This window comes from uncultured Sulfuricurvum sp., assembly GCF_937936435.1.
Taxonomy (GTDB): domain Bacteria; phylum Campylobacterota; class Campylobacteria; order Campylobacterales; family Sulfurimonadaceae; genus Sulfuricurvum.
The window spans coordinates 18,747-31,408 of the sequence record NZ_CALDDG010000128.1 but is presented as its reverse complement, the minus strand read 5'-3'; the positions used below and the strand labels follow the sequence as shown (position 1 = coordinate 31,408).

Here is a 12,662-nt window from a genome sequence, read left to right as displayed (position 1 = left end):
GCTCTGCACTTCCTGAATCACAGCGTTGCGCGGCTGAAGACGCATAAGATTATGACTGAGTCCGACCTCTTGCTGATAAACGAAGCGGGTGCTATGGTAGATAGTGTATGTCATGGTTACTCGTCGTAATGGGCAAAATAAGTTTTCGAAAGTTCGCCGGAAGCCAAAAGCAACCGTTTCGATATTTCCGATAAAAGCGTATCAAGTTCACTTCGAACGTACTCGTCCCCCGGAAGGGTACAAAGCGTCTCGAGTTTACTTAAACGCAACATCGAGAAAGCTTCGAATACAGGTTCTTCATAGCGGCTCAAATAGGTAGCATTTTTAAACTTCGGCAACTGCGGCAGAAGATGCATCAAACTGTTGATCTCACTGATAAGCGATTTTGGAAAATTGATATCCAACAATAAAAACTCAATGACATTCCCCATTTCAAATGACGCATGATATCGGGCACGGTAAGCGTTCAGACTTTCACACGTCGTTAATAACGTTTCCAAAACCTCGTATTCACTGATCAAATCATGGACAGGAATCAAAAGAGCACGTGCTTTTGAGATCAAGAGCTGTGAACGCTCAATATGCGCACCGATTTCATACAATACCGATCCCTGGTCCGCAAACAAACTCTCCTGAATTAACTCTTTATAGGCCATCAACTGCATTAACACTTTATCGAGATTATAAATCATCAATCGCGGTGAAGGTTTCTCCTCCGAACAAAACTGGTTCCACTCGCGGCTCATCCGTTCGAATATACGCGATGCTTCCAGAGGAAGAAGGCTTTTTGCATAGGCATTCGTATTGGAAAGCATCATAATAATCTGCGCGAGGCTCCCCACGCGTACGACGTTAAAGCTCACCGAGCTGATCTCTTCGAAAGGGGAGACAGACGCTTTATCTTCTAAAAATCCCGGATAGGTCATCGTGACATGGGTCAACGCTTTAGTCAACATCTCCTGCGTTTGGCGGTTGGATTCCTGATCGTAACGCGATGCATTCGTCATATATTTCAGGGTTGTTCGAATCATACGTGCCGTGATAACCGAACGCATCAGATACCGTCCCAGCCAAAAAAGGTTCTCGGCACGCAAACTCGGAATATTCTCAAAAGAGTTCTCGACACCGGTTTTTGCTTTAAAAAGCGGATTCAACGGAACATTTTTCGATTCGCCCAACACCCAGAGGTCTTTACTGCTTCCCCCGAATTGGTTGGATACGATCAAAGAGTCGTTGCTCATACCGACGCGCACCAGTGCTCCGGGCATCACCGTGTATGTTTCGTCGTCTGCAATGGTATAGGCACGGATGACGGCACGGCGCGGTTCGATCGTATCTTGGATTAATGTCGGACAGGTAGCGAATTCAACCTCTTCTTGTCCGACATAACGGTGGGGTTGTTCCCGTATCTCCTGCTGAAGCGATTTTAGCTCTTTTTTGCTCAATTTTTTACCGATATAAGTATGTTTCTCACCGATACGGTCAATCGTTTTGATAATCAATCGATCAAGATTATCTAAAACATACTCTTTCTCTTTCGCCTGACCGCACCACCACGTCGCAATCTGCGGCAAGATCAGATCTTCATCCAAGAAATAGCGTGCCAAATGAGGCATAAAAGGGTTAAGCCCCAGATTTTCCAATACACCGCTTCCCAGAGGATTCACCATTTGAACTCCGCCCGATCGGATAGCCTGAACCAGTCCCGCCACTCCTAGCTGTGAATCCTGACGCAATTCAAGCGGATCGCAATAGCTCTCGTCCACACGACGCAATACCGTGTCGACACGACGCAGACCTTTGAGACTTTTAAGCCAAAGGGCCCCGTTTTTAGCCAACAGATCCTGCCCTTGAACCAATGTAAGCCCTAGAAATGAGCTTAGATAGGCATGCTCAAAATAGGTTTCGTTGTGCGGTCCGGGGGAGAGAAGAACGTTTAGCGGTTCTCTGTTGCGTTCTCCCTCCTGAAAAATCATTTTAAAAGTCTCGAAAAAATCATAGAGTCGTCTGACCGAAATTCCATCAAAAAGATCCGGCATCGCACCGTTCATCGTAAGTCGGTTTTCAATCGCATATCCCAGACCGGAAGGGGCTTGAGTACGGTCGTTCACAACCCAGATTTTTCCATCCGGTCCCCGTGCCATGTCGGCGGCATAAATCACCAATGGCGTTTTCAGACCGTGCATTTCACGCATGAAGCCGCCATGCGCATAGATCACTTCCATCGGGATAATCCCTTTTTGAATCGTCTCTTGTGCCCCATAAATGTCTTGTAGCAACAGGTTCAACAGTTTACAGCGTTGCTTCAGTCCTTCTTCGACGACTTTCCACTGCTCTTCTTCGATTATCAGAGGGATAGGATCCAATGTCCATGGACGGTTCAACCCGCCCGGATCATTGTAGACGTTATAGGTAACGCCGTTATCTTCCAGCCGCCAATCCACCTCTTTTTGCTTGGAACGTAGTTGATCGAGGCCTAGGTGTTCAAGATTTTTTTGCAACTGCTCCCAATGAGGGCGAATATTTTTATTATCGTCAAACATCTCATCATACGATGCACTGAGACGGTAGTGTTCAAACATTGGATTCAATCATTCACCCTTTCATCTCGTTTGGGCTCCATTTACGGCGTAAATCAAGAGTATGCGGGTACTCCAATGACCCCGGCAGTTCTTGGTATATAAATGTTTTTTGTTTCGGATGGGTCAGGACTTTGCGTGACGTCGCCTCTTCACCTGCGGCTTCCTGTTCAAGGAGCATAGGTTCATGCAGCTCTTTCATATCCCCCTGCGTATGTCCGAATCCCCAATAACGGCTGATTCGGCGGGACTGCGCTTCGAGCGTATTGACCGGGAAGGTATCGTAAGCACGACCGCCCGGATGAGCGATAAAGTAGGTAAAGCCTCCCATCGAACGCCGGTTCCAAGTATCAACTACGTCGAATACCAGCGGCGTATCCACTCCGATCGTCGGATGCAGAGCCGACCACGGCTGCCATGCACGATAACGAACCCCGGCGACAAATTCACCTTCTACACCCGTAGAGACGAGAGGTACACGTACGCCGTTGCATGTCAATACATACCGTTCACTGACAAAATCACGTACCTTTACTTGCACTCTCTCGACTGAAGAATCTACGTAGCGGGCCGTACCTTGCGAACTTGATTCCTCACCCAATACGTTCCACGGTTCGATACCTCCGCGCAATTCGCAATGAATCCCCTCGATCGTACTCATGCCGTACAATGGGAAACGAAATTCAAAAAACGGATCAAACCAGTCGTTTTCAAACGCATACCCTTCAGAACGCAAAAATTCGACGATATCGCGAATATCTTCGCGAACATAATGCTCGATCAAAAACTTGTCGTGCAGCTGTGTCCCCCACCGTACCAATTTGTGCTTATACGGTTTTTTCCAAAAGAGCGATACCAATGTGCGGATCAGAAGCATCTGCATTAACGACATCTGGGCATGCGGCGGCATCTCAAATCCCCGAAGTTCCAAAATTCCAAGTCTTCCCGTCGATGAATCGGGAGAATAGAGTTTATCAATACAAAATTCGCTGCGATGGGTATTTCCGGTCAAATCGGTCAGCATATGCCGAAACAGCCGATCGGTAAGCCAAAACGGGATATGCCCCCCCTCGGGAATTTGGTTAAATGCGATTTCAAGCTCATACAGATTTTCCAAACGTCCCTCGTCCACACGCGGTGCCTGAGAGGTCGGACCGATAAACTGCCCCGAAAAAAGATACGACAGACTCGGATGATGCTGCCAGAAGGTAATCAATGAACGCAATAATTCGGGATTGCGTAACAACGGGCTGTCACCCGGAGTAATTCCCCCGATGGTGACATGATTTCCGCCTCCCGTTCCGCTTTGCTTACCGTCTTGCATGAATTTGAGCGTCCCCAGACGAGACTGATGCGCTTCCTCATACAGAGTATTGATCACATTTGTGAGTTCTTTCCAGCTTGAAGTCGGATGAATATTGACCTCAATGACCCCCGGATCCGGAGTAACCCGCATTTTTTCGATACGCAAGTCGTGCGGTGGTTCATACCCCTCGATCATGACCGCCATGTTCAGCGCTTCCGCCGTCTCTTCGATTGAAGCGATCAGATCCAAAAACGCTTCGGTGTTAGTAATCGGCGGCAGAAAGATGAACAGTTTATTTTCGCGAATCTCGATACTCAGTGCTGTCCGGACAAAAACCTCGTAATCCGCTGTATGTTTCGTCTTTTTTTGTACCTTTGACGCGCGCGCTTTGACCGCATTATGGTATTCTCCCAACGAAGGAAAAGCCCCGAAGAGATCGGGCTCGAAACTTTGTTCGAGTTCCACATGCGGTTTATGGGTCAACGAATCCAGCGGCAGCCGCAACCCTACCGGAGAGGTTCCGGGTGCGAGAAACAGCTGGGCACGGCGAAATTGCCAACGGCAGGTTATCCATCGAGTCAATCCCCAGTTCAACGGCAATACGTATCCTGCCGGTTTATCGATACCGCTGGAGAGGCTATCGGCCAAAGCACGGCGTTCCAACGAATCTTTTAAATCCGCTTTCAGCGGATCGACATCGACGGGAAGCAGCGACTCTTGCAGCAATGCAACCAGCGGATCATTATAGGCATCATGAATATTTTGGTCACTGATTCCTAGATTCAAGCATAGTCGAGCTAAAAATGCACGGGCATCTTCAGAGGTATACTCAAAGCTTTGATCCAAGCTCGCAAGCAAATCGGGATTTTTCCAGATCGGTTGGCCGTCTTTTCGCCAAATAATCGTCGACATCCAGCGAGGCAACGGCTCTCCCGGATACCATTTGCCCTGCGCATGATGGAGCAAGCCCCCTTTGCCGAACGTCGCGAGCAATCGTCGGGAGAGGACATTAGCCAGTTCCCGTTTATGCGGACCGTCGGCCTCCGTATTCCATTCGGGCGATTCCATGTCATCGATAGAAACAAATGTCGGTTCTCCTCCCATCGTGAGACGGACATCGTTTTCAAACAGTTCCTTATCGACCTGATGCCCCAACGCATCAATCGCTTCCCACTGCTCTATCCGGTACGGCTTCGTCACACGAGGCGATTCAAATACCCGCGTGACGGTATTCGAATAGGTAAATTCGACTTCGCATTTGTCCATAAACCCTTCTACCGGTGCTGCGCTTTCAGGATTTGGAGTACACGCCAGAGGAATATGCCCCTCTGCCGCGAACAATCCGCTCGTCGCATCCAGTCCTATCCACCCCGCACCCGGGATATACACTTCCGTCCAGGCATGCAAATCGGTAAAATCTTCCGCCGGACCGCTCGGTCCATCCAGAGATGCGACATCGGCCGAAAGTTGCACCAAATATCCCGACACAAACCGTGCCGCGAGACCGAGATGACGTAAAACCTGAACAAACAACCATGCGAAATCCCGGCACGACCCCAGTTTTTTGCCCAACGTCACTTCGCAGGTCTGGACTCCCGGTTCCATCCGGATTGTGTAATTCAGATATTTGTGGATCGCCATATTGAGTTCAACGAGAAAATCATTGATATTACGCGGTGTCAAATCCAGTGTTTTGAGAAATTTTTTAAGCTTTTTCCCCTCTTCCGTAATCTCCAAGTACGGAGAAAGCTCTTTTTTCAACTCTTTTTTGTATTTAAACGGAAAGTTGGTTGCGTATTCTTCGACGAAAAAGTCAAACGGATTGATGCTGACAAGCTCCGCCAATACTTCAACATCAATCTCCAACTCCGTAGTCTTTTCCGGAAAAACGATCCGTGCCAGATAATTTCCGAACGGATCTTGCTGCCAGTTGATAAAGTGGTCCTGCGGTTTGATATTAAGCGAATACGCTTCAATCGGAGTACGACTGTGCGGCGCCGGGCGTAGACGGATAACATGCGGAGATAAGTTGATAGGTTTGTCAAAAGAATAATGAGTTTTATGGGAGAGGACTACTTTGAGCGACATTGGATTCCTTTGCGCATCTGTAAATATGGAGTAAGGATAACACACTTTCCAGTAAAAATGCGAACGGCTTCTGTGCATAAAATACACAAAATAGATTATAATAGGGAAACACAAAGATTGGTAGACGACGGATATGGCTGATTACATCGACTTTTTGGGAACGAGCGGTACACGGACTCCGACGCAGGGGACCACCTGCCTTCAGGTAAGCGACCACTGCGTCATTGATGCGGGCAACCTTATCAATACATTTGGAGACAACGTCTTTACTATCGAACATATTTTTTTGACCCACTCGCATCTTGACCATATTATCGATATCCCTTTTCTCGCCGATCTTTTCGTTACCCAGAAAAACGTCTCCCTGAAAGTCTATGGGCTCAAAGCGACCCTGGACGACCTGCGCCAATTCATTTTCAATCATCGCGTATGGCCGAATTTCGAAGAGATTACCCTAATCGGGCATACGGAAAAAACAATCGAACTAATAGAGCTCCAACCCGAGATTGCTTATCCTGTAGATGACGTCATTCTTACCCCTTTCAAAACTAACCATACAGACGGAAGTTGCGGCTATAAGATTGAAAAAAATGCAAATGCCATCCTATTTACCGCAGATACCTATATCTGTGATCGGGTATGGGAACTCCTCGACGCTAATCCTAATATTCACACTTTGGTAACGGAAGTTTCATTTCCGTCACGTTTCAAACAACTGGCATACGACAGCAAACATTTGACACCTGCACTCTTATCCGATGAACTTCTCAAGTGTTCCCGCAAAGATTTTACCGTCTGTGCTATGCATCTAAAAACTCTATTTTCAACCGAAATTATTGCAGAGCTAAACGATATGAAACTTTTGCGAAACGGCGGAAAAGTTCTCGGCGATCACGACCGGATCGCTTATGCCCCACCGGCCAGTACGCTATAATACCCTTATTAATTAAGTAAGGTGTTAGCATGAGTATTGAACAAACATTACAAGAACGAAGCAATAATAGTTGTGAACTGTGTGGAGCAACGGAGAGATTGAGCGTTTTTGCAGTTGCTCCAAGTGACGGAAGTGCAGATCAATCGATTTATATCTGCGAAACCTGCGTAAGCCAAATCGCTAATCCACAAAATCTCGATACTGATCACTGGCGTTGCCTCGGCGATAGCATGTGGAGCCAAATACCTGCCGTACAGGTAATGGCGTATCGTCTTCTCACTGCACTCGGGGATCAGGATCAACTCGATATGATGTATCTTGAAGACGATGTAAAAGCATGGGCTGAATCCGGAATGCTAAATACTTCAGCCGGAGAGAATACCGGAACCGTCGTGCAACGCGATAGCAACGGAACCATCCTCTCTGAGGGGGATACCGTCACACTGATTAAAGATCTCGAAGTCAAAGGGGCAGGATTCACCGCAAAACGGGGAACTATCGTCAAAAATATCCGCCTTACCGACGATCCGAAATACATCGAAGGAAAAATCAACGGCTCGACTATCGTTCTCGTTGCCGCGTTTATGAAAAAGGCTTAAGCCTTTTTCCATTATTATTGCACTTTCGTTTTTACGCGTCCGTAGCTCAGCTGGATAGAGCATTGGTTTCCGGTACCAAGGGTCAGGGGTTCGAATCCCTTCGGGCGTACCACCGTTTCTTTTAAATCATCCCCATCTCTTTTAATGCTCGACGTATGGCACCGGCTATCGATTCGCCTGTTTTCTCGACATATTGATCGATTTTTTCTTTCTCACCTTTGGTTAACGTCAAGAAAACTTTTTCGCTCTGTTTGACATCCTCTTTTTTTTTCGGACGTCCGCCTGGATGTTTTGCCGTTTGGATCGCAACATGGGTTGAAAGTTCACGCTGGCTCACTCGCTTGGCAAACTTGTTCTCTTTGGGAGTATTTTCCATCTAAACCCGCCTTCCTTCAGTGATTTTCATATTCACGTATTTTCTCATAAAGCCGATGCATGAGATTTGCCCCTTTTTTATACGCATATGCCTTGATACCGCCTTGTTTCGACAATTCGATAATCGATTTGTTCTCATTGATTGCCGTCTGCAAAGCGACACTCATCGGGATCGGAAACATCTCCACCTCAAACCCGAGCGTCTCTTCGAATACGAATTTTGCATCGTTGATATCGTTCTCTTTTTGGCTCATATTCGGAACCATTAAAATCGGTTTGTTCATAGCAGCCACGCGTACGAGGGTATCCATAGTCCCCTGTATCGTTTCCAGCGTCGGGATAAAAGGGATAACGATCAAATCCGAATAGGCGACTGCCTGATCGAGTTTGATATCGTCAAATCCTCCAAAATCAAATATGGTCTCTTGGCGAGGAGGATTCAGGTGTTTTTCGCGGACATCGATGCGTGACACATTTTCGGGAAGCCTGTCCGACAATGATCCGTAAGGATCGATCTCACACCCTTCAAATCCGAATCCGGTAATAAGCTGATGGGCGATCATCGATTTTCCGACGCCCCCTTTAAAATTGACTATCGTTACGTTCACATATTTTCCTATTTATATTAAACTGTTATTTACAGTATTTTACATAATATAAATAAGTTAAGTCAAGTTTTTTACAGTATATAACTATACAAATGATTCTTTTATGTCTTTCGTCGATTTTCATGCTGGAGTTGGGAAGAAAAGGGATTTCGTTCCGTGCATACAGAACGAAAGGAGGAGATATTAAAGAGAAAATTCCCGTTTGTACAAACGGTGGGCACTGGTTTGCTTGAATTCAGCCATTTTTATGAGGACATCTTCAAGCGGCAGACTTTTTAAAATACTCATTTCGAGACACTTCGCCATTTCAAACATTGTCATCTTGGCACGATATGTCATTACTGCCTGTTCGGTAGTTCTGTTGATCAGCCAATCTGAAAAAGTTTCATGAAACCCTTCTACTGCACTGTATATCATCGTATCCCCCTTGCCGACATATTGTCGCGTAATAAGGTTACCATACTATAACAACAACACTGATACAATATTTAACTATATAAATTATATTTATATATACCTATTTAAGTTTGTATTTGTTTTTTAAACGTTTTTTTACGAATTCATTCTGACAACTCGCTAAATTTCTCTTTCCCGACACCGCATTCAGGGCATACCCAATCTTCCGGCAACTCCTCAAAAGGAATACCAGGCTCAATACCATTCTCAAGATCACCGATCGCCGGGTCATAGATATATCCACAAACATCACACTCATATTTTTGCATCTCTTTTTCCTTTAAATATATTTATTCATTTCAGCACGAAGCGCATGAAAATCAACCTTATGAGTATACAACGGGTTCTCATTCAGCTGACTCTCATCCCTTAAACTATCTTCCAACGTCATTTTGGGAGGACTTTTGTAAAGTACGCCAATCGGAAACGGATGAGACTCCAACGCTTTTTCAAACGCTTTTACTTTATCTGTCGGGTCATAGTTCTCCGGCAGCTCATACACGTTATCTTTGAACCACTTAAAGGTATTGGTTTTATTGAACGTCACACACGGCTGGAAAATATCGATCAGCACATACCCTTTGTGCTCCATCGCGATTTTGAGCATTTTTTTGCAATGTTCTTTATTCCCCGAAAACGTACGGATCACAAGCGATGCATCGAGCGATATCGCCGTGGCTGTCGGATTAAACGGCTCTACATGTACCCCCTCGGTCTGCACGGAAGTTTTAAACCCCCGCTGGGATGTCGGAGAAGCCTGCCCTTTGGTGAGACCGTAGACCATATTGTTATGGACGATATTGATTATAGCGGCGTTTCGGCGGATGGCAGTCATAAAGTGGTTTCCTCCCTCCCCGTACATATCCCCATCTCCCCCCTCGGCGATGACGCTCAAAGAGGGATTGGCTACTTTCACCCCTTGCGCAACGGGGAGCGCTCTGCCGTGCAGTCCGTTGAACATATGTACCGACATGTATTGCGGTGTCTTTGCCGCCTGCCCTATCCCCGAAACCACTACCGTTTTAAGCGGGTCAAGCCCCATCTCATCCAGCGCCTCTTTTAGATGAGCCAGTATCGAAAAATTCCCGCACCCCGGACACCATGCATTGTCTTCTACAATTCGATCAAAGCGTGTACTCATCGTATCTCCTTTAATGCGGATACTAGTTTTTCGGAAAGTTCATCGACAAAAAAACTCAAGCCGTCGGATTTTAGAATCTGATCATCCACTCTAATACCGTGCAATCGTAAAAGTTTTGCAAACTGTCCCGTGGCGTTGTTTTCGACAACGACAAGACGTTTGGCTTTTTGAAGCGGTAATAGCTGCAATTCGCTCAGCGGATAAACCCAAGAGAAATGGATTACCGATACTCTCTCATCGCCAACTCTCTCAACGGCCTCTTTGATAATGTGTTTCGTACTCCCCCATCCGAGGACGATAATTTCTCCCGCACCGTCAGCTTCGGGGACAATCGCTTCATTAGTGATCAATGCCGTCTTTCCAAGCCGTTTGCCGTTTTGCTCGTTGCGGACATTCATACTCTCGGTAATCAACCCTTCCTCGGTATGTTCATCCGAATCAACCAGTACCAACCCCTCACCGTATCCCGGAATACCGCGCGGGCTAATCCCACTCTCGTTTAAATGATAGCGTTTATAGTCCGCCTCGGTTTTGATGATGTGATGCACAGACTGCTTCGAATTGATTTCGAACTGCTCAACATGAAAATAACTATCCGCCAAATACTGATCGCTCAAGAGTATCACCGGAATTTGATAATGGTCGGCGAGATCGAATGCCATACGTGCAAGATCAAAACACTCTTTCGGATCACCGGGAGCCAGTATGATCCGAGGAAACTCCCCATGTCCGCTGTAAATAGAGAGTTCTAAATCGCCTTGTTCCGTTCGTGTCGGAAGTCCGGTTGCGGGTCCGGGGCGCTGAGCCAAATAGACGACCATAGGGGTTTCGGTTATTCCGCTGAGACTGAGTCCCTCTCCCATCAGGGCAAATCCGCCGCCGCTTGTCGTCGTGATTGCCCGTCCGCCGCTGTACCAAACACCCAATCCCATTTGAAATGCCGCGATCTCATCTTCTGCCTGTTCGACACAGATACCGAACGTTCTACTCTGCTTCGCCAAAAAGGTCAATACCCCGGTCGAAGGGCTCATCGGATAGCTGCTAATGAAATTGCATCCTCCTGCAATGGCTCCGAATCCGACCCCTTCCGTACCGCTTAAAAAGAGGTCGTTTGTTTGCTGTGTTGAGGAGTTCGGTTCGATACAGTAGAGGCAGTTTCCGTTATCCTCTCCCAGTTTGGCACCGATTTCTAACGCTTTGAGATTCACGTCAAGCAGCTCATTACTATACAACTCCGCCACAATCTCTCTCAAAATATTGACATCGCACCCGAGCAGTCCGAAAATCAGCGCAGCAGCTATCGTATTGGATACGATCGGACTGCCGATACTTTTTGCCAAAGCTGCCAAATCATGATCATAGAGTGTGCAATCGCTCTCAAATTCCCCTTTTTTAGCAATCAAAAACGTTTCTTTGGTTAGCCGCTCTTGCGCATGATAATAGGCATCCGTATCCAACGGGACAAAAATATCTACACTGAACACAGGGGCATTGATAGGACGCTTTGAGATACGTATCAGCGTCGTATTGCTTCCGCCTCGGATTCTGGACATAAACTCTTTGGTCGAAAAGGTATAAAATCCCGCTCTCTTGAACCCTTTGGTAAGCAGGGTCTCGATACTCGCAATCCCCTGCCCCGCTTTTCCCCCGATCAATATCGAAACCGAATCTCTCATGACTTCGCCCCCCACGTGATTTTTCCGCCGTAATAGCCCACAATCGACACCGACATGACAGTCATAAAAATAACGCTATGATAAATGATTCCATCCAATCCGTGACTAAAAGGGACATCCGGAGCAAGGAATTTCTGAATGAGTGGGACAAGCCCTATCACTAGCGTAAACAAGGCACCAGTGAGCTTGATCATAAAAGGCTTCGACGTTATACAATCATAATTGACCCACCAGCTGAAGACTCCGGCAATCAATGTAAAAAATCCCATTACCGTTGCCGCAAAAAACGATAAAAAAACAGCCGTTTCATAGCCAACCGAAGGATTCGCCAAAAATAAGACATCTGCAAATCCGCTGAAATAATGGAGCGCTATCGGAAAATGTACTGTTAGCGGATGGGGGTGATATTTTGCATACCACACTCGGTATTTTTCTTTCGGATCAGCTATTTTGTTCGTATCTGCGGAAGGAGAAGAAATATACAAGGCAATCGGAGAAAAATTGGCGAATACTTCTTCGCTGTGAGGTGCATTTGCAATCATCGCGGTGAGATCGTTTCCTGCAAAATGTTTTTTGAAGTGAACCCCATTTTTCCACAGCGGAGACTCACTGAGATCGTATACGTTTCCTTTAAAAGCAACATATGCGGGCATGCCGTTTTGCCCGTTGTATTTTTGGAGTTCTTCTTCGGTGAATGTTTGCATAGCGTCCTGCTTCTATATCATGAATACCCCAAAGAGTATTTGTACGCACACGGTTACTATTCGATGAAACTTCTCTCTTCCACTCACACTTTACTCGATAATGGTAAACAAAATGGTCTAAACATCATTCATGTGATCGGAAAATTCAGTATATAAAGGATTGTAGAAATTACATATTAAAAAACAGCTTTACTTT

12 protein-coding genes and 1 tRNA gene are annotated in these 12,662 nt (G+C 46.3%); 3 read left to right on the top strand and 10 right to left on the bottom strand.

Features of this window, described 5'->3' with window-relative positions:
• The 3 genes from Q0389_RS12115 to Q0389_RS12105 all read right to left on the bottom strand — a co-directional run.
• Nucleotides 1-114: transglutaminase N-terminal domain-containing protein (locus tag Q0389_RS12115; RefSeq protein WP_298694492.1), on the bottom strand; the 114-nt coding region annotated here is incomplete at its 3' end.
• Nucleotides 115-116: 2 nt separating this feature from the next.
• Nucleotides 117-2,582, bottom strand: coding sequence for a circularly permuted type 2 ATP-grasp protein (locus Q0389_RS12110; protein WP_298694490.1), 2,466 nt, complete (start codon nt 2,580-2,582; stop codon nt 117-119).
• A gap of 13 nt (nt 2,583-2,595) precedes the next feature.
• A complete protein-coding gene (locus Q0389_RS12105) occupies nt 2,596-5,973 on the bottom strand; it encodes a DUF2126 domain-containing protein (RefSeq protein WP_298694488.1) in 3,378 nt (1,125 codons plus the stop codon).
• A 133-nt stretch (nt 5,974-6,106) separates the two neighbouring features.
• On the opposite strand from Q0389_RS12105, the gene Q0389_RS12100 reads away from it, so the two are divergent.
• From Q0389_RS12100 to Q0389_RS12090, 3 genes are all read left to right on the top strand, one after another.
• The gene (locus tag Q0389_RS12100) at nt 6,107-6,907 is read left to right on the top strand and encodes an MBL fold metallo-hydrolase (protein WP_298694486.1); all 801 of its coding nucleotides are present in this window, start codon (nt 6,107-6,109) and stop codon (nt 6,905-6,907) included.
• Nucleotides 6,908-6,936: 29 nt separating this feature from the next.
• Entirely contained in the window at nt 6,937-7,506 is a 570-nt protein-coding gene (locus Q0389_RS12095; protein WP_298694484.1) for an alkylphosphonate utilization protein, read from the top strand.
• A 35-nt stretch (nt 7,507-7,541) separates the two neighbouring features.
• Nucleotides 7,542-7,618: transfer RNA gene (locus Q0389_RS12090), tRNA-Arg, on the top strand.
• A 9-nt stretch (nt 7,619-7,627) separates the two neighbouring features.
• Here Q0389_RS12090 and Q0389_RS12085 read toward each other — a convergent pair.
• The 7 genes from Q0389_RS12085 to Q0389_RS12055 form a co-directional block, all read right to left on the bottom strand.
• Nucleotides 7,628-7,882 (bottom strand): hypothetical protein, encoded by a 255-nt coding sequence (locus Q0389_RS12085; protein WP_298694482.1) that lies wholly within the window; start codon nt 7,880-7,882, stop codon nt 7,628-7,630.
• Nucleotides 7,883-7,898: 16 nt separating this feature from the next.
• Nucleotides 7,899-8,489, bottom strand: a complete 591-nt coding sequence (locus Q0389_RS12080; protein ID WP_298694481.1) for a ParA family protein — start codon at nt 8,487-8,489, stop codon at nt 7,899-7,901.
• 183 nt (nt 8,490-8,672) lie between these two features.
• On the bottom strand, nt 8,673-8,906 hold the full coding sequence (locus tag Q0389_RS12075) for a hypothetical protein (RefSeq protein WP_298694479.1): 234 nt from the start codon (nt 8,904-8,906) through the stop codon (nt 8,673-8,675).
• A gap of 143 nt (nt 8,907-9,049) precedes the next feature.
• On the bottom strand, nt 9,050-9,214 hold the full coding sequence (gene rd / locus Q0389_RS12070) for a rubredoxin (RefSeq protein WP_298694477.1): 165 nt from the start codon (nt 9,212-9,214) through the stop codon (nt 9,050-9,052).
• 11 nt (nt 9,215-9,225) lie between these two features.
• Nucleotides 9,226-10,086, bottom strand: coding sequence for a thiamine pyrophosphate-dependent enzyme (locus tag Q0389_RS12065; RefSeq protein ID WP_298694476.1), 861 nt, complete (start codon nt 10,084-10,086; stop codon nt 9,226-9,228).
• Nucleotides 10,083-11,762: a 2-oxoacid:acceptor oxidoreductase subunit alpha gene (locus Q0389_RS12060; protein ID WP_298694474.1), complete on the bottom strand. Its 1,680-nt coding sequence runs from the start codon at nt 11,760-11,762 to the stop codon at nt 10,083-10,085. The genes Q0389_RS12065 and Q0389_RS12060 overlap by 4 nt, the downstream gene beginning before the upstream one ends.
• Nucleotides 11,759-12,466 carry a DUF2231 domain-containing protein gene (locus Q0389_RS12055; RefSeq protein ID WP_298694472.1) on the bottom strand — a complete coding sequence of 236 codons (708 nt, stop codon included), beginning with the start codon at nt 12,464-12,466 and terminating at the stop codon, nt 11,759-11,761. The genes Q0389_RS12060 and Q0389_RS12055 overlap by 4 nt, the downstream gene beginning before the upstream one ends.
• Nucleotides 12,467-12,662 lie beyond the last annotated feature (196 nt).